Source organism: Cupriavidus taiwanensis (assembly GCF_900249755.1).
In the GTDB taxonomy this organism is placed as follows: Bacteria; Pseudomonadota; Gammaproteobacteria; order Burkholderiales; family Burkholderiaceae; genus Cupriavidus; species Cupriavidus taiwanensis_D.
On sequence record NZ_LT976853.1, the window covers coordinates 3133657 to 3150770 of the forward strand.

17 protein-coding genes are annotated in these 17114 nt (G+C 66.4%); 6 read left to right on the plus strand and 11 right to left on the minus strand.

Going from position 1 to position 17114, the window contains the following annotated elements; translation table 11 throughout:
• Positions 1-21 precede the first annotated feature (21 nt).
• Positions 22-921 (minus strand): LysR family transcriptional regulator, encoded by a 900-nt coding sequence (locus tag CBM2594_RS14335; RefSeq protein WP_116357407.1) that lies wholly within the window; start codon positions 919-921, stop codon positions 22-24.
• Between the two features lie 248 nt (positions 922-1169).
• Here CBM2594_RS14335 and CBM2594_RS14340 point away from each other — a divergent pair, with 248 nt between their 5' ends.
• The 4 genes from CBM2594_RS14340 to CBM2594_RS14355 all read left to right on the plus strand — a co-directional run bounded on the left by CBM2594_RS14340 (position 1170) and on the right by CBM2594_RS14355 (position 5799).
• Positions 1170-2186, plus strand: a complete 1017-nt coding sequence (locus tag CBM2594_RS14340) for a tripartite tricarboxylate transporter substrate binding protein (RefSeq protein ID WP_116357408.1) — start codon at positions 1170-1172, stop codon at positions 2184-2186.
• 26 nt (positions 2187-2212) lie between these two features.
• Positions 2213-2983: a class II aldolase/adducin family protein gene (locus tag CBM2594_RS14345; RefSeq protein ID WP_116357409.1), complete on the plus strand. Its 771-nt coding sequence runs from the start codon at positions 2213-2215 to the stop codon at positions 2981-2983.
• 35 nt (positions 2984-3018) lie between these two features.
• Positions 3019-4059, plus strand: coding sequence for a TauD/TfdA family dioxygenase (locus CBM2594_RS14350; RefSeq protein WP_198048130.1), 1041 nt, complete (start codon positions 3019-3021; stop codon positions 4057-4059).
• Positions 4060-4296: 237 nt separating this feature from the next.
• The gene (locus CBM2594_RS14355) at positions 4297-5799 is read left to right on the plus strand and encodes a methyl-accepting chemotaxis protein (RefSeq protein WP_116357411.1); all 1503 of its coding nucleotides are present in this window, start codon (positions 4297-4299) and stop codon (positions 5797-5799) included.
• A 14-nt stretch (positions 5800-5813) separates the two neighbouring features.
• Here the strand turns inward: CBM2594_RS14355 and CBM2594_RS14360 are convergent, their stop codons facing one another.
• A complete protein-coding gene (locus CBM2594_RS14360; protein WP_116357412.1) occupies positions 5814-6521 on the minus strand; it encodes a FadR/GntR family transcriptional regulator in 708 nt (235 codons plus the stop codon).
• Positions 6522-6651: 130 nt separating this feature from the next.
• Positions 6652-7986 (minus strand): MFS transporter, encoded by a 1335-nt coding sequence (locus CBM2594_RS14365; protein ID WP_116357413.1) that lies wholly within the window; start codon positions 7984-7986, stop codon positions 6652-6654.
• Between the two features lie 306 nt (positions 7987-8292).
• On the opposite strand from CBM2594_RS14365, the gene CBM2594_RS14370 reads away from it, so the two are divergent.
• Positions 8293-8841 carry an ureidoglycolate lyase gene (locus CBM2594_RS14370; protein WP_116357414.1) on the plus strand — a complete coding sequence of 183 codons (549 nt, stop codon included), beginning with the start codon at positions 8293-8295 and terminating at the stop codon, positions 8839-8841.
• 35 nt (positions 8842-8876) lie between these two features.
• Here CBM2594_RS14370 and CBM2594_RS14375 read toward each other — a convergent pair whose 3' ends face one another.
• Positions 8877-9398, minus strand: coding sequence for a helix-turn-helix transcriptional regulator (locus CBM2594_RS14375; RefSeq protein WP_116357415.1), 522 nt, complete (start codon positions 9396-9398; stop codon positions 8877-8879).
• A gap of 572 nt (positions 9399-9970) precedes the next feature.
• On the opposite strand from CBM2594_RS14375, the gene CBM2594_RS14380 reads away from it, so the two are divergent.
• Positions 9971-10480 carry a GNAT family N-acetyltransferase gene (locus tag CBM2594_RS14380; RefSeq protein WP_116357417.1) on the plus strand — a complete coding sequence of 170 codons (510 nt, stop codon included), beginning with the start codon at positions 9971-9973 and terminating at the stop codon, positions 10478-10480.
• A gap of 102 nt (positions 10481-10582) precedes the next feature.
• On the opposite strand, the gene CBM2594_RS14385 is transcribed toward CBM2594_RS14380, so the two are convergent.
• The 7 genes from CBM2594_RS14385 to CBM2594_RS14415 all read right to left on the minus strand — a co-directional run bounded on the left by CBM2594_RS14385 (position 10583) and on the right by CBM2594_RS14415 (position 17054).
• Positions 10583-11386, minus strand: a complete 804-nt coding sequence (locus tag CBM2594_RS14385; protein ID WP_116357418.1) for an enoyl-CoA hydratase/isomerase family protein — start codon at positions 11384-11386, stop codon at positions 10583-10585.
• Entirely contained in the window at positions 11383-12624 is a 1242-nt protein-coding gene (locus tag CBM2594_RS14390) for a CaiB/BaiF CoA transferase family protein (RefSeq protein WP_116357791.1), read from the minus strand. Before CBM2594_RS14390 ends, CBM2594_RS14385 begins: the two co-directional genes overlap by 4 nt.
• Before the next feature lie 62 nt (positions 12625-12686).
• Positions 12687-13652 (minus strand): tripartite tricarboxylate transporter substrate binding protein, encoded by a 966-nt coding sequence (locus CBM2594_RS14395; protein WP_116357419.1) that lies wholly within the window; start codon positions 13650-13652, stop codon positions 12687-12689.
• Between the two features lie 62 nt (positions 13653-13714).
• Positions 13715-14656: a LysR family transcriptional regulator gene (locus CBM2594_RS14400; RefSeq protein ID WP_116357420.1), complete on the minus strand. Its 942-nt coding sequence runs from the start codon at positions 14654-14656 to the stop codon at positions 13715-13717.
• Positions 14657-14966: 310 nt separating this feature from the next.
• On the minus strand, positions 14967-15695 hold the full coding sequence (locus CBM2594_RS14405; RefSeq protein ID WP_116357421.1) for an Imm52 family immunity protein: 729 nt from the start codon (positions 15693-15695) through the stop codon (positions 14967-14969).
• 61 nt (positions 15696-15756) lie between these two features.
• Positions 15757-16467: an Imm52 family immunity protein gene (locus CBM2594_RS14410; protein ID WP_116357422.1), complete on the minus strand. Its 711-nt coding sequence runs from the start codon at positions 16465-16467 to the stop codon at positions 15757-15759.
• Positions 16464-17054 (minus strand): Tox-REase-5 domain-containing protein, encoded by a 591-nt coding sequence (locus tag CBM2594_RS14415; RefSeq protein ID WP_116357423.1) that lies wholly within the window; start codon positions 17052-17054, stop codon positions 16464-16466. The genes CBM2594_RS14410 and CBM2594_RS14415 overlap by 4 nt, the downstream gene beginning before the upstream one ends.
• Between the last annotated feature and the right edge of the window lie 60 nt (positions 17055-17114).

A 17114-nucleotide genomic window follows, 5' to 3' on the forward strand; every position in this document is an offset into this window, starting at 1 on the left:
TGGCAGCGCGGGCGTCTTGGGTCAGATGCCGGCTTCCGCGCACCACCGCACCAGCGCGTCGCGAAAGTCGCGGCACAGCGGCGAAAGATAGGCGCTGGAGCGCCAGAACACCGCCAGCTCATACTGCCAGCACATGCCCTCGCCCTCGATGGCTTGCAGCCCCAGCCCCACCGCCTGCCCCAGCAGGCGCTGCGGCATGATGCCAAGCAGGTCAGTGTTGCGCAGCAGGTCGGCAAACGACACCGACGAGCTGGTGCTTTCAACGGTCACGCGGGGCGGCGGCAGCCCGCGGCTGGTAAAGCGTTCCTCGAAGCCGCTGCGCACATAGAGCGAGGTGGCGGGCGCCACCCAATGCTCGTCCACCAGGTCGGCCAGCGAGCGCAGGCGCGCGCGCCGCGGGTGATCTGCACGCGCCACCACTTGCAGCGTCAGCGCCCCCAGCGGCAGGTACTCGACGCCCGCGGCGGCCCCGTCCGGCATGGCGGCGCAAACCAGGTCGACCTCGCCGTCCTGCAGCGCGGCCATCAGCTGCGGGCTCAGGTGGGTGGCAATCGAGAACCGGGCCAGCGGCCGGCTGAGCAGGAACTGCTCCAGCAGCGGCGCGAACAGCGACGGCACCACGTGCGGCAGCGTCGCCACGCGCACCTGGCCAACGCGCGCCTGGCGCTCGTCGTTGATCTCGTTCTCCATATCGTCATTGGCCAGCACGATGCGCCGTGCATGCGCCTGCAACTTGCGGCCAACGGCGGTCAGCATGACGCCGCGCGGCATGCGCTCGAACAGCTGCAGGCCGGCCTCCGCCTCCAGCCGCGCCAATACCTTCGACAGTGACGACTGGGTCAGCCCCAGCGTGCCAGCGGCCTTGTGCAGGTTGCCGTGCTCGGCGACCGCCAGGAACAGCCGGAGGTCTTCGGTCTTCATGCGATTCCGATTCCATGGGTTGGATGGGCGTGGCGAGCTTGCCAGGCCGGCGCGGACATTCTAGTGCGCGATTCCAGTTCGGAATCGCTTTGCCGGGTGCCGGCATCGCGGCACTCGCGCAGCCACCATAGACTTTTCCGCAGGCAGCACAGGACGGCGATCAGCCACAGCCCGGACACACGGGACGCGCTGAACGCATCCGGCAAGCAGCCCGCCCGCGCTGCCGCAGACCAGACCAGGAGACCCCCATGCCCCGCCCCCACTGCCCCCAGCGCTCCCCCGATGCCGGCCGGCGCGCAATGCTGAAGGCCATGCCGGCCGCGGCGCTCATCCCCGCCGTGGCCGCGCTCGGCCTGCCCGCCGCCGCGCGCGCCCAGGCCTGGCCCGCGCGCCCCATCACCCTGATCGTGCCCTTCACCGCCGGCGGCGCCACCGACGTGCAGATGCGCGCGCTGTGCCTGGCGGCGTCGAAGACGCTGGGCCAGCCGATCGTGATCCAGAACCAGCCCGGCGTGAGCGGCACGCTGGGGCCCGCCGCGATGGCGCGCAGCGCGGCGCGCGACGGCTACACGCTGGCGTTGATCACGCCCGCGCTGTTCCGCCTGCCGCACCTGCAGCCGGTCAGCTACGACGCCATCAAGGACTTTACCTACATCATCGGCCTGACCAGCTATGTCTATGGCATCTCCGTGCCGGCAGGCTCGCCGTGGCAGCGCTTCGGCGACTTCATCGGACACGCGCGCGCCAACCCCGGCAAGGTCAACGTGGCTGCCGTCGGCACCGGTTCGCTCGGCCAGATCACCGTGCGGCGGCTGGAGCAGCAGGCCGGCATCAAGCTCAACTTCATCCCGTTCAAGGGCGGCGCCGATGCGCTGTCGGCGCTGCTGGGCGGCCATGTCGACGTCATGATCGAAGCCGGCTGGGGCGCCATGGCTGAAGCCGGCAAGGTGCGCCTGCTGGCCGTGGCCGAGCCGCAGCGCCTGAAGCGCTGGCAGGCCGTGCCGACGCTGCGCGAACTGGGCTACGACATCACCGTGCAGTCGGAAGTCGGCATCGCGGGCCCGCGCGCGCTGGACCCGGCGGTGGTCGCGACGCTGCACGATGCCTTCCGCCAGGCCACGTCGGACCCCGCCTACGTGCGCGCGCTGGAAGCCGAATCGATGCCCAACCGCTATATGAATACCGCCGACTACCAGCACTACGCGGCGTCGCAGTTCGCCAGCGACAAGCGGCTGGTGGCGGAACTGGGCATCCGGCTGGACTGACCCCGCGCGCGCCAAGGAGCCCTGACATGAGCGAAGCCGAACCCATCCGCCCCGCCGCCATCACTGACGCCGAGTGGGCCACCCGCATCGAGCTGGCGGCGCTGTATCGCGCCGTCCACCGGTACGGCATGACCGACCTGATCTACAACCACATCACCGCGCGCGTGCCGGGCGAGCCGGAGCACATCCTGCTGAACCCGTACGGCCTGCTGTACCAGGAAGTGACCGCGACCAGCCTGTACAAGATCCACCTGAATGGCGACATCGTCTACCGGCCCGAAGGCGATGCCGGGGAACTGGGGCTGAACCCCGCCGCCTACGTGATCCACACCGCCGTGCATGCCGCGCGCCACGACGCGCTGTGCGTGCTGCACACGCATACGCGGGCGGCGTCGGCCGTCTCGGCGATGGCGTGCGGGCTGCTGCCGGTATCGCAGCACGCGCACATGTTCTACGGGCGCATCGCGTACCACGACTTTTCCGGCCCGGTGGTGGACCTGGCGCAGCAAGGCCAGCTGGTGCAGGACCTGGGCCAGCACCACGCCATGATCCTGCGTAACCACGGCCTGCTGGTCTGCGGCCGCACCATCGCCGAAGCCTTCTTCAACATCTACTGGCTGGAAACGGCCTGCAAGATCCAGGTCGATGCCATGGCCGGCGGCGAGTTGACGATGCCGTCGCAGGCGTCGCTGGAAGCCAGCCGCAAGGCCTTCGGCCGCGTGGCCATCCGCGGCGAGCGCGAATGGGCTGCGGTGCGGCGCGAGCTGGACCGCATCGACCCTTCCTACCGGGCCTGAGCCCCGGCCCGACCGATGACTAAATGGAGACAACGATGACCCAAGCCAGCCCCCTGGCCGATGCCACGACCTTTGCGGTGCCAGTACCCGACCTTGGCCCGGACGTGCGCTGCCACGTGCTGCAGCCCGGCCGCCCGCCGCTGTTCATCGAACCCGCCGGCGAAGTGCTGCGCGACCGCGGCCGCTTCCGCCTGTGGTCGCGCGCGGCGCGCCCCGCGCTGGATGCGTTGATCGTCGAGCATGGCGGCATCGTGCTGCGCGGCTTTCCCACCGCCGGCACGGAAGACTTTGCCGACTTTATCGAACAGTTTCCCGCGTTTGACGGCGGCTACGCAGGTGGCCGCGCCCCGCGCGAAACCATCAGCGGCCGCGTGATGGAAGCCACGCGGCTGTCGGCCAGCGTGCGCCTGGCGGTGCATTCAGAAATGGCCTATCGCCGCGACTATCCGCGCCGCATCGCCTTTTTCTCGCGCAAGACCGCCGAGGTGGGCGGCGAGACCCTGATCGCCGACGTGCGCCACCTTGCCGAGCGCATGGATCCGGAACTTGCCGGCAAGATCGCCACGCTGGGATCCCGTACCGCCATCAACTTCGGCCCGCGACGCGATGCCGACGATGCGTCCTACGCGCATATGGACGAGCGTGGCTGGAACCAGTCGTTCCATACCGAGGACCCGGCCGAGGTCAACCGCCTGTGCGCCGAGCGCGGGCTGGAGCCGGTGTGGCATGAAGATGGCAGCCTGACCGTGCTCAATGCGCTGGAGCCGTTCGTCGCGCATCCGCAGACCGGGCGCAAGCTGTACCGCTCGATCCTGCATATGCGGCCGCAGGTGGAGCATCCCGAGCAGGAACAGGAACGGCGCCGACGCCAGAAATACCCCACCGGCGCCACGCTCGGCAATGGCGAACCGCTGACCGATGCCGAACGCGCCCATATCGACCAGCTGTGCGACCAGACTACCTACAGCTGGCCATGGCACGATGGTGACGTGATGGTGCTCGACAACCTCCAGGTCTGGCACGGCCGCAACCCGTACCAGGGGACGCGCGACGTGCAGGTGGCGCTGCTGGATTGAACCGCGAGGCTTGCGCGGGGCGCTGCAGCGCCCGACATCGTAGCCGCTCGCGCCGACCTCGACCATCACTCAATTGCAGCATTTTTCCCGCAGTGTTGCACCGCGGCGGCAAAGCCCGCCGCGCGCCATGGGCATCGATATAATCAGCCGCGCAACACTGAAAACAAAGGCATTAGAACAATAACGACACATGCGGACGGGGTGCAGCGTCTTCTCGAACTACGCTGCGGGGGAACCATGACCAGCGCCGACCACGCCCTGTCCGGACGCCTGTCCGCGACCATCCCTGCCCGCCGCGCCGCGGGCCCTTCCGTTGCCGCACCGGCCGCGCCGCACACGCCGTTGCTGCAAGGCGTGCATCGCCGCGCGGACCGGTTGATGACGGCGATGCTGTGGCTGCTTGGCCTGCTGTCGCTGGTGGTCGGCAACCATTATGGCTCGACCGGCCTGACGCTGACGCTGGGCTTGCCGATCGCGTCGCTCGGCACGCTGATGGCGGTGGCACTGCCCGCCCGCCTCGCCACGCGGCTGGCGATGGCGGTGCTGATGATGGCCTTTGTCGCGCTGCTGATCCACCAGGCGCACGGACAGGTGGAATTCCACTTCCTGGTGTTCGTCTCGCTGTCGATGCTGCTGGCCTATCGCGACTTCCGCGTGATCCTGCTGGCGGCACTGGCGATCGCGCTGCATCACCTGAGCTTCAACTTCTTCCAGCAATGGGGCTGGAACACCATCTGCTTCACCGATCCCAGCTTCAACATGGTGCTGTTCCACGCGGCCTTTGTCATCGCGCAGACCGCCGTGCTGTGCGTGATCGCCTGGCGGCTGGAACGCGACGCGCATTCCGCCGATGAACTGAGCGCGCTGGCCGCGGGCATCGGCCGCGAACCCGGCTACCTGACACTGGCCGGCGACGGCAACGACCCCGCCAGCGATTTCGCCCGCGCCTTCCGCAAGACGCTGGACACCGTGCGCCAGACCTTGCTGCAGGTACGCGACACCGCCGGCACCGTGGCCAACGCCGCGGGCGACATACTCGACACCAGCGCCACCGTCGCGCGCCGCACCGAGGCCCAGGCACGCGTGGTCGCCCAGACCATGCACGACATGCAGGCGCTGACCCAGTCCGCCCGCGCCAGCGCCGACCAGGCACGCGGTGCCTGCGAGCTGGCCGGCGCCTCCAGCGCCGTGGTGGCGCGCGGCAGCGGCGAAATCCTGTCGGTGATCCAGACCATGGGCGAGATCGACGAAGCCTGCGGCCGCATCACCGAGATCATCGGCGTGATCGACAGCATTGCCTTCCAGACCAACATCCTGGCGCTGAACGCCGCCGTCGAGGCCGCGCGCGCCGGCGAGCACGGCAAGGGCTTCGCCGTGGTGGCCGGCGAGGTGCGGCAACTGGCGCATCGCTGCGCCGCCGCCGCGCGGGAGATCCGCGGCCTGATCAATACCTCGGTCGAGCGCGCCCACGCCGGCACCGAACTGGTGGGCCATACCGGCGAGACCATGAACGAGGTAGTGGCCAGCATCGGCCAGCTGGCCGCGCTGGTGCAAGAACTGGCGACGCTGGGCGACCACCAGCGCAGCGGCATCGAGGGCATGGCGCAACGCGTGGCCGAGATCCAGGCGGCATTCGAGGAGAACGCCGAACTGGTGGCCGGCGCGGCCGAAGCCGCCCGGGCGCAGCGGGAGCAGACCGAAGGATTGAACCGGGCGGTCGGGGTGTTCCGGCTGGACTGAGGTCCGGCCGGGGATCAATTGTCTTTTTCGTCGCCAGTGGGGAAATGCACGCCGGCCCGGCGTGCCGCCAGCATGATGTGGCGCTCCATCGCGCGCTGCGCCTGTTCCGGCTGGCGCGCGGCCAGTGCCTCAATGATGGCGCTGTGCTCCAGGAAGGTGGCGTTGCGCGCGCCGCGCCGGTAGTACGGCAGGCGCTGGCTCTCGCGCATCACCTCGGCGCTTTCGCGCAGGATTTCGCGGATCACCTGGTTGCCCGACACCGTGACGATCAGCGTGTGGAACTCATAGTCCAGCTGCGAGGCCTCATCATAGGCATCGGCCTCGATCGCCCGCTGCATCGTGGCCGCATTCTGGCGCAGCTGTTCGATCTCGTCAGCGGAGATGGCCAGCGCGGCCAGCCGCGCCGTCAGCCCTTCCAGTGCAAAGCGCAGCTGGTAGATATCGATCAGCGAATGCGTGGCGGCAAAGCGCCACGGCGGCGTGGCCGCCGCGCTGTCGCCGGCGGCGGTCACATAGACGCCCTTGCCCGGGCGCGACACCACCACACCCATGCCCTGCAGGGTCGAGATCGCCTCGCGCAATGACGCCCGGCTGATGCCGACCTTCGCCGCCAGTTCCCGCTGTGCCGGCAGCAGCGTGCCCGCGGGGAACGTGCCGTCGCGCACCCATTGCTGGATAAGGCTGACGGCCTGGTTGGCGACGGAGGCGGAAGATCCTGTCATACGTGCGGGGTTGGCCAGTAAAGGGACGCGCAAAGGAACGTGCAAAGGAACGCGTAAAGGGCGGCAAGCGCCAAAGGACGCAGCGCCGGTTGCCGGAAATTCTAGCCGACAAACCGGCCCGCCCCACCTCTTACTTGTTGACCAGCTTGGCCGGCACCGAGTATGTCAGCAGCGCGCCGCACAGCAGCACCGCCGCCAGCACGAACATCGCGGCATCCGTGCTCTGGGTGGCATCCTTGATCAACCCGATCATGTACGGGCTGATAAAGCCGGCAAGGTTGGCGAACGAGTTGATCAGCGCAATCCCCGCCGCGGCGCCCACGCCCGACAGGATCGCGGTGGGCAGGCTCCAGAACAGCGGCGAAGTGGCCAGGCTGCCGCCGGCTGCGAGCGCCAGTGCCGCAAGCGACAGCGCGGTGTTGTGGCTGAACACGGCGCTCAGCACCAGGCCCGTGGCCGCGCAGCAGAACGGCACGATCAGGTGCCAGCGGCGTTCGCGCATGCGGTCCGAGCTGCGGCTGACCAGGATCATCGAACACACCGCCACGCCGAACGGGATCGCGGTCAGCAAACCTACGTCCAGCACGCTTTTCACGCCGGTCTGCTTGATCAGCGTGGGCAGCCAGAAAGTCAGCCCGTACTGGCCCATCACCGTGCAGAAGCAGATCATCGTCATCTTCAGCACGCGCGGATCCGTCACCAGGGTGCGCAGCGACATATGAGCGGCTTTTTGCGCATTCTCCGCGGCGATATTGCGTGCCAGCAGCGCCTTCTCGTCCGCCGTCAGCCAGCGCGCCGACTGGATGTTGTTGTCCAGGTACCAGAGCACGGCCACGCCCACCAGCAGCGACGGCACGGCCTCGATCAGGAACATCCACTGCCAGCCGCGCAGGCCGTTGACGCCGTGCATGGCTTCCATCACCCAGCCCGACAATGGCCCGCCGAAGATGCCCGAGATCGGGATCGCGGCCATGAACAGCGCCACCATGCGCGCGCGCCGGTGCGACGGGAACCAGTAGGTCAGGTACAGGATCATGCCGGGATAGAAGCCGGCCTCGGCCGCGCCCAGCAGGAAGCGCAGCACGTAGAACTGCGTGCTGGTCTGCACGAACATCATCGCCGCGGAGATCAGGCTCCACAGGATCATGATGCGCGAGATGGTGGCCTTGGCGCCGATGCGATGCATCAGCAGGTTGCTGGGCACCTCGAAGAAGAAATAGCCGATAAAGAACAACCCCGCGCCCAGCCCGTAGACCGCCTCGCTGAACTGCAGGTCGGCCAGCATGTTCAGCTTGGCAAACCCCACGTTGACCCGATCCAGGTAGGCCACCACATAGCACAGCATCAGGAACGGCAGCAGCCGCCAGGCAACCTTGCGGTACACCGCGTCCTCCCTGGCCTGGGCCTGCGCCCGCGGCACGGATATGGCATCCGGCCCGGCATGCGCGGTTTCTGTCGGAATCATGGAAGTCTCCTTGGTTTGTTCGAGTTTCGGCCAGGCCGTCCGGTTGCGGTGGTACAAAGTCATACCGGTCTGACCAGTAGATGCCGAATGGTAAGGAGGCCGTTTGCCGGTGTCAAGGCGGCGTGGTCTGGGGAAAGCCCTGATGAAGGCAGCGGGGAGCGCCATTGCCGCCGCTCGCGGGAGCTTGTGCTTGGCCGCAACTTCTAGCAAAATCTGGCTCAACTGGTCAGACCAGTTGCAGCTTACAAGATCGCGCTCCTGGCAGTCAGCCGCTCGCCGCGATCGTTCAGTTCTGGAGACTTATTGATGGAAACCACGCTTGCGCGCCCGGCGGCCCCACGGCTGCGCCTGCATCCGCAGCCGCTGAGCGCGGCCGCCTTTGCGCCCTTTGGGGACGTGATCGAGGCACGCCCCGCCGGCGATCCGGGCGCCTTTCCGATCAACGGCGGCATGGTCATGCGCCATCACGACCTGGCGACAGTCGAACTTTGCGGCGGCCGGGCCCTGATCAACCTGTTCGAGGCCAGGCCCTACGCATTCCCGATGGAAATCGCCATGCTGGAGCGCCACCCGCTTGGCAGCCAGGCGTTCATCCCGCTTTCAGAGCGCCCTTTCCTTGTCGTGGTCGCGCCGCCCGGCGACACGCTGCAAGCCGAGTCGCTGCGCGCGTTCATCACCAATGGCAGGCAAGGCGTCAACTACCGCGCCGGCGTCTGGCACCACATGCTGCTGGCCATGGACGCGCCCTCATGCTTCGCCGTGGTCGACCGCGGCGGCGATGGCAACAACTGCGAAGAACACCGGCTGGCGCAGCCGCTGCTGCTCGAGCTTTCCCGGGATGAAACAGCCGACTGACGGCGCGGGAATGGACCGGAACCGCCTGCATCGCTTCAGGCGACCAGCGTGCGAACCCGGCGCGCCATCGCCGGGACGATGTTGCCGGCGCTCCTGGCCAGGTTGACCTGCATCGCGGCCGCAGCAACGTCCATCAGCGGTTGTTCGATCTCGTAGCCCCTCCCGCTCATCCACAGGAGCACCTCCGACAAATGCCAGAGGGAACTTGAACCCTCATGCACCGGCGGGGGAAAGGAAGCCGGATGGCCGAGCATCAGCTTGCGCATGTTCTGGCGAGACATGCCGACGATGTCGGCAACGTCCGTCAGGCCGGCCAGGTCTGGCGCCGCTTCGATCAGCGTGGCGGACGGCATGGCGCGCCTGGCGTCGGTCAGCGCGCTGACGATGGCGTCGGCCGCGGACTCCGCCTCGCGGTCAAATGCAAGCGCGATGCGGCCGACCACGCCTGTCCCGACGGTTGCGTCGTCGCATCCGGCTTCGTAGAGGCGTTCGACCAGCGTTTCGGGATCGCAGTCATCCGCGGGCAGCTGGTATCTCAAGGTGAACGCGTATTCCATGGCGGTGGTTTCTCCAGCAGCCTGATCGGCGCCACGACTTCGTGCCGATGCAGGCAGTTATCCACGATCCGACGGATTCGGGTGGCGTGGTTGGATGGACTTCTGGGCGTGCAATAAATGCTGATGACACAGAACTCCCCAGCACGGCACGCACTGTCATTGTGTGAACAGTAGATCCGTCCCCAGGCGTGGCCCCTGCCCCTCGCCGCCTCGACTCGCCAGCCGCAAGACTCGGCGTGTCTTAACGCACCTTCAATTTCCTTCTTGGGGTGTTGGTCACGGGCCATCAATGTCTCCAAGGCTAGATGCCCGGCCTACGGTTGTCAAGTGACAACCAAAGAATCAGACTGGAGCATCCGATCGGAGCATTGTCCGGCTATGCGGCGTTCGTAGCGTTGAGACGACTCTGTAAGCACCAACACCTCTGGCAGGTCAGGCATCATCAACAGGGCGTTGCGCAGACGCTGTCACCCCCCCCTCACGCCACGGCTGGCCAACGCTGGAAGGCGACAGTGAGGCGTACACTGCCGGGTAACCGCTCACACCGGGCCCGCCGAACGAGCCTATCGCCAATGCCTGAGCCCTCTCCGCTAATCCACTCCGATCGCCTGACCCTGGCGCCGTTCACGGAGCACGACGCCGCCGAGGCGTGGCCCTGCATCACCCCCACGCTCGCCCGCTATATGGAGTGGGACCCCGCCCCATCGCCCGAGGCATTTCGCGAGGTCTGGCAGGCCTGGCTGCCGGCCATGGAGAACGGGACCGATTTCGTCTTCACCGTGCGCGGCACCGGCGATGGCCATTTCCTCGGCCTGGCCGGGCTGCATCATGCCGACACGCCGGCGCCGGAGTTCGGCATCTGGATTCGCGAGGACGCGCACGGGCACGGTTATGGCAAGGAAGCGGTGCTGGCCGTGGCTGCATGGGCGACAGCCGCCTTTCGGCCAGCGCGGTTTGTATATCCGGCCGCGGAGCAGAACTGGAAGAGCCGGCGGATTGCCGAAGCAATGGGCGGCGTGGTGGTGGACCGGCAGCCGGCGCGCAAGTTTGTGCGAGTGGTCTATTCGGTGCCGGTGAAGTAACTGGACAGCCGAACTGCATCAGCGAACGGCATCAGCAACCGATACTTGACGACCAGTGAATCGGCCCGACGCTTCTATCTATAGCGTCGGGCGACCGAAGGCTTAACGCCCTTTCCACACCGGCGGTCGCTTGCCGACAAACGCGTCCACGCCCTCCCGGAAATCCTCGCTGCCATAACACTGCCGCACCAGATCATCCGTATCGGCCACCGCCGCCACGGTCTGGCGGCGCAGCGATTCCTTGATGACCGTCTGCGTGACCGGCGCGAGCGCGCCGAGCCGCTCGCACAGCGCGGTGACCTCGGCCTCCAGCGCTTCGGGCGCATGCACGCCCTCGACGAAGCCGCAGGCCAGCGCCGCGTCGGCATCCAGAATCTGCGCGAGCAACAGCATGCGCCGCACCGGCTGCAGCCCCCACGCCGCGCGCAGCCTGGCCAGGTTCAACGCGGACAGCGTGTTGCCCAGCGTCTTCGCGATCGGCACGCCGAAGCGGGCCTTCGGCGTGGCCAGCCGGAAGTCGCACGCGGTGGCGATGGCCAGCCCGCCGCCCACCGCCCAGCCTTCGATGACCGCGACCGTGGGCATCGGCAGCTGTTCGACCAGCGCGATGCCCTCGTCGATGCGCGCTTCATACGCGACCCCGTCATCGCCGCCGGAGAACTGCCGGAACTGCGCGATATCGGTCCCGGCGACAAAGGCCTCGCCGCCCGCGCCGCGCAGCACCACCACGCGCGCGCCGTCAGTCCCTTCCGCGGCGAGCGTGCGGCAGTGCGTGGCAAGCTGCTCGTACATCGCCCAGGTCATCGCATTGCGCGCGGCCGGGCGGTCGAAGGTCAGCGTCGCGATCCGGCCCTGGCGCGCCAGCGTGACGCGGCCTTCGGCGGGGGCCTGCTGCGGGGCGCTCATGCGCCGAACGCGCCGGCCGCGGCCAGCGACTGCTGTTCGTCCTGCGACAGGCCAAGCTCGGCCAGGATCTCGCCGGTGTGCTGGCCCAGCAGCGGCGGCGGGCGCCGCACCTGCTGCGGCGTGCCGCCCATCTTCACCGCGAAGCCGATATTGGGCACCTTGCCTTCGATCGGGTGATCGATCTCGATGCGCATCTGGCGGTGCTTGCCGTGCTCGCTGTCGAACGCCTGCGGGTAGGTCAGGATCGGCCCGGCCGGGATGCCAACTTCCAGCAGCTGCTCGATCCAGTAGTCAGCGCTGTGCTTGCCGAAGCTCTCTTCCAGCGCGCCGATCAGTGCCTGCCGGTTGGCCAGGCGCAGCGCGACGGTGGCAAAGCGCTCGTCCGCCAGCAGGTCGGGCCGGTCCAGCGTGTTGCACAGCAGCTGCCACAGCTTCTGGTTGGTCGCACCCATCACGAAATAGCCATCGGCGGCCTTCATCGCCTGGTACGGGGCGCTCATGCGGTTGGCCGTGCCGAGCGGCTCGGGCTCGCGCCCGGTGCCCCAGTATTCGCAGGTGTCCCACACCGAGAACGCCAGCGCCGAATCGAACAGCGACGCATCGACATACTGCCCCTTGCCCGTCTGCTTCGCGCCGATATAGGCGGAGAGCATGCCGTAGGTCGCGAACAGCGCGCAGCCGATATCGGCCACCGGCACGCCGGCCTTCACCGGCGCGCCGCCGGGGTAGCCCGTCACGCTCATCACGCCCGACATCGCCTGCGCCATCAGGTCGAAACCCGGCCGCGTGGCCCACGGCCCGCTCTGGCCGAAGCCCGAGATGCTGCAGTAGACCAGCCTGGGGTTGATCTGGCTGAGCGTTTCGTAGTCGATGCCGAGGCGCTTCATCACGCCGGGGCGATAGTTTTCGACCAGGATATCGGCCGTTTCCGCCAGCCGGTACAGCACGGCGCGGCCGGATTCGGTCTTCAGGTCCAGCGTGACGCTGCGCTTGTTGCGGTTCATGTTGAGGAAGCCCATGCTGTCCGGGCCCTTCATCTTGAACCCCATCGAGCCGCGCGTCTGGTCGCCGCCGTCCGGCGGCTCGATCTTGATCACGTCGGCGCCAAGGTCGGCCAGCAGCATGCAGGCGTAAGGGCCGGCCATGACCTGGCTGACATCGAGCACGCGCACGCCGGCCAGCGGCAGGGGCGTAGCGTTGGCCTGGGCTGCGGTGGCGCTTGGGTCGCGAGTATCCATCATCGATTGCGTCCTGGGAAAATGGTTCGGGCTACGTGCATCGGCGCGGCGGCGGTCGCCCATCAGCTCTCCGCCTTCACGCCGGCGTCCTTGATCACCTTGGCCCATTTGGCCGATTCCGCGGTGATGTAGGCGGCGAACTGCTGGTTCGACCCGCCCGAGTCTTCGGCGCCAAAGCTCTTCAGCCGCTCGGCCACGTCCGGCATCGCCAGCACGCGGTTGACGTCTTCGTTCATGCGCTGCGCCAGCGCCGGCGGCATCCCCTTCGGGCCCACCAGCCCGTACCACGACGCCGCGTCCAGGCCGGGGAAGCCGGACTCCGCCAGCGTCGGCACGTTCGGATGGCTGGCCGCGCGCTTGAGCCGCGTCTGCGCGATCGCGATCACCTTGCCCTGCTGGATAAACGGCGTGGCCGCGGTCATGGTGTCGAACGCATAGTCGATCTGGCCACCGATCAGGTCCGCCACCAGCGGGCCCGAGCCCTTGTACGGCACGTGCACCACGTCGATCTTCGCCTGCATCCGGAACAGTTCCAGCGCCAGGTGCTGCGCCGAGCCGATTCCCGACGAGCCAAAAGAAATCTTGCCCGGGTTCTTGCGGCACAGGGCCACGATATCTGCCACCGTGCGCACCTTCTGTTCCGGACGGCAAGTCAGCATATTGGGCGTGACGCCGACCATCGAGATCGGCGTGAAGTCCGCGCGCGGGTCGTACTTGACGTCCAGCAGCGCCGGCGCAATCGCATGGCTATTGACATGCGCCATCAGCAGCGTGGCGCCGTCAGGCGGCTGCTTGGCCACATAGGCCGCCGCGATGGCGCCGGTGGCGCCGGGCTTGTTCTCCACCACCACGCTGGTGTTCCACATCACGCCCAGCTTCTGCCCGATCACCCGCGCCAGCACGTCGGTGCCGCCGCCGGGGGCAAAACCCACCACGATGCGCACCGGCCCCGCCACATTGGCCGCGCGCGCCAGGCCGGGCACCGCCAGCCCGGCCGCCGCCGCCAGAAGAAATTGTCTGCGCCGCATTGCGTGTCTCCTCTCATCGTTATGGAGCCCATCTTGCGCAATGCACCCGGCGAGGGCTATCGCTATTTTGGGGATTCAGGTTTCGCGTTTTGCGCAAGCACCTGCAGCACGCTCAATGCCGCCGAAGACAACGCCCCGTGCGGCCGATGGCACAGCACAAAATGCCGCACCGCCCACTCCCCTGCGATCGGCAACCGCACGAAACGGCTGCCCCCCGCCACCTCGCGCGCAATCGCCTCCGGCATCACCCCGGACCCGAGGTTCTGCGCCACCAGCGCCGCGATGCTGTCGAACCCGCTCACCCGCATGCGCATCCGCAACACCCGCCCCGCGTCCTCCGCCAGCCGCTCCAGCCCGATCGAGATCGCCGAACTCTCGCCCAGCACGATCAGGTCGCAGTCCAGCACATCCTCCGTCGTCACCGTCTTGCGCCTGGCCAGCGCATGGCCGCGCGCCACCACCAGCACCAGCCGGTCACTGCGGTACGGCTCCGTCGGCAGGTCCACCACGCCCAGGCTGCCTTCGTAGATGCCGATGTCCACCGTCCCCCGACGCAGCGATTGCTGGACCTCCTGGCTGTTCATCTCCTGCAGGTCGATCCGGACTCCGGGGCAGGCCGCCGCGCAGCGCTGGATGTCGAACGGCAGGAACTGGATCACGGCGGACTTTGGCGCCGCCACCCGCACCACGCCCAGGTCGCCCCCCACGAAGGACGCGGCATCGTCCTGCATGCGCTGCACGGTGTGGGTGATGCCGCGCGCGTGCGCCAGCAGCGCGCGGCCGGCCTCGGTCAGCGCCATGCCGTGCGGCAGGCGTTCGAAGAGCGAGACGCCTAGCTGGGATTCGAGTTCGAGGATGCGTCTGGAGGCGGCGGCGGCGGCCAGATGCAGGCGCTCGGCGCCGCGGGTGATGCTGCCTTGGTCGGAGACGGCGATGAAGAGTTGGATGGTGGTGAGGTCGAAGTGGAGGCGGGGGAGGCGGGGGAGGCGGGAGGGGGGCGTCACGGTGGTGTGCGCTTTCGGTGAATCGTTACGCAGAACGATTTGCCAATGGAATTTGGTGAAGTCCCTACGGACATCGCGGTCAGGTGCTGTATGCCGACTGATTTTCCGGTAATGGACCGCAGTCGGCAATTGCGGGTTTCCCGTGCATGCCGAGCGCGGACAGGCAATCCGATCGGGCCGGCATCACGTAGGGTCGCGGTCAATGAACAGGGCCATGAGCCTTCGCTGAAGCTCAGATCATCCAGTCGCCGGGATTGGCCGCGCCGGATGTCGTCCAGGCAGCAAACACCCCTTCGATTTCCTGCATTGGCTACAGATCGATGTACCGCGGCAATAATCCCAGATCGGCAAGCCGTACTTCAATGGCATGCCCCGACCGGATGTGTTCAGGATTAGTTCCTGAGAACGGGCCGTCGGTTACGCTGACAACAATCGTTCCCAACTGCTTGTTGTTGCTGTCCAGGACTCCGATTACAGCGCCCGCCTCCGGGACGTGCTGCTCCGTGAGGATGATCGGCAGGTAGAGCATCCAGCCAGCCCCTGGACGGTCAGGGAATACACCGTCGTAGTTTCGCGTATCGACGGTAGCCAGCAATGGCTGCCAGATCTTCACGGCTTCCCTGAGAACCCTCGCAACCGTAGTCCAGGTTCCCAGCCGGCTCGCCGGCGGCTTCGAGACCAATGCAAGACTCCACGCCGACGCGGCATCGTCCGCACGGTCAAAATAGTACCAAATGGATGCGCCCTTCTCGCTCTCCATTCGCCCATTCCAAATGGCAAAGGACTTCAGAACATCGTCTTTTGCCATTTCCTGTCTCAAGACGGCCAATACCGCCGCTGCCGGGCCATGGCCATCGAAGAGTGGATATCGATAAGAATCGCCTTTCGTGTCTCCGCAGAGGTACCACGCCGATTCCCCGAGCAGGGCATCTTCTGCACCAAGGATATGAGTGAAGCGTCGAACCATGGCGAGATGGTCCTCGAGGTCGAGCGGGCTATCTGCGGAGGCGCGGAACTGAAGGTGGAGTTCGTGCGACATAGCCAGTTCTTCGTTGACGCGAAGCCTTATGCGTAGGGCTACGCCAATTTGCTCTCGATAGTTACAAGTCAGCGTATCGCGGTAAAAGGTCCTGATCGACAAGCCGCACCTCAATACTGTTCGCCAGCCTTACGTGATCAGGAAGCAAGTCCGAAAACATTTGATCGACGACACTGATGATGAGTGTCCCGATTTGACAATGCTCTCTTATGACAGGAACCAGAGCGCCAGCCTCTGGCACCTGGCGCTGTGTGATTGAGCGCGGCAGATAGAGCATGTTTCCGACGCCGGGTCGATCGCGAAACACCTTCTTCGTCATATACGACGGAGGATGCGCAGTAATCAGCATGGGCGACCAGATGAAAGCGGCTTGCTCCACCACGGAGACGACCTGCGGGGTAGTAATTGTCGGGTCGACTCTTGGCCTAAGATTGACGGTCCACGGACGAAGTCCGCCCATCAAGTACTTCAACCCTGCAGCCTGGGAGCCGTCTTGCCCATTCCAAAGGCCAATGTCACACGCCGTGTCCTTACCGCTATTCGACGCCCCGAGGACCGCGAGCGCCGCGGGCTTGAATTCACCTTCTCCAAAGGCCTCATACCGCAGTGCTTCTTCCTTGCTGTCGCCGCCCAGATACCACTTGCTGAACAACGGGCCCCAGGCCTGGATCGCATGAATGAATCTGCGCAGTTGGGTTAACTGATCCTGCAGCGACGGGTCGACCGATGGGCGGATGAGAGCTGTAACTTCGGGCAGCAGTGTGCGTTTCATGGTTCAAAGACCGTTTCCAAGCCTGGATATTGGACCGAGAAGAGCGAAGTAAAGTGGGAGTAACTCTTCGGCTCCATGAAGTACCAGCTCAACCTGACAGGTGGTCTCGGAAGCGCGACCGCGTACTGCGTACCCGCTTGTCGGATCAGGCCGTTCTCCCCGCCTGAATTGCTTGCCCACCACTCCTTCGGCACGCCGTCCTCGTCAAAGAACTGATCGTACTTTCCCTTGGCTTCCTGCAGCAGGCACTGCGAAGACCGGAAACCATCGAAATCCAGTCCAGCAAAGTTCCACTCTGTACCCGGTGGAAATCCCGTGATGCGCGCCTGATATGCCTGCGAGGACTCCGACATGCTCCAGCTTCTCGCTACCGCCTTCCCGCGGTCCGGTGGGCACTCCTTGCATTTTTCCTTTTCTGTTTTCGTTTGGGCGTCCGTATGGGCTAGGGGGCTATCCTTGGCCTTTTCTGCCTCCTCGTTTCGCTTTCGCATCTCCTCAATTGCTGCACCTGCTGTGAGGCCGACACCTAGTGCAGACAAAACGCGAACAGCGATACTCTCGATTACTGGGATTGCGAGTGTAGCCATTGGCGATAGCCCTCCATGTTCCACATTTACGCCGAGACAGAATCACCCATTGCGCATTCA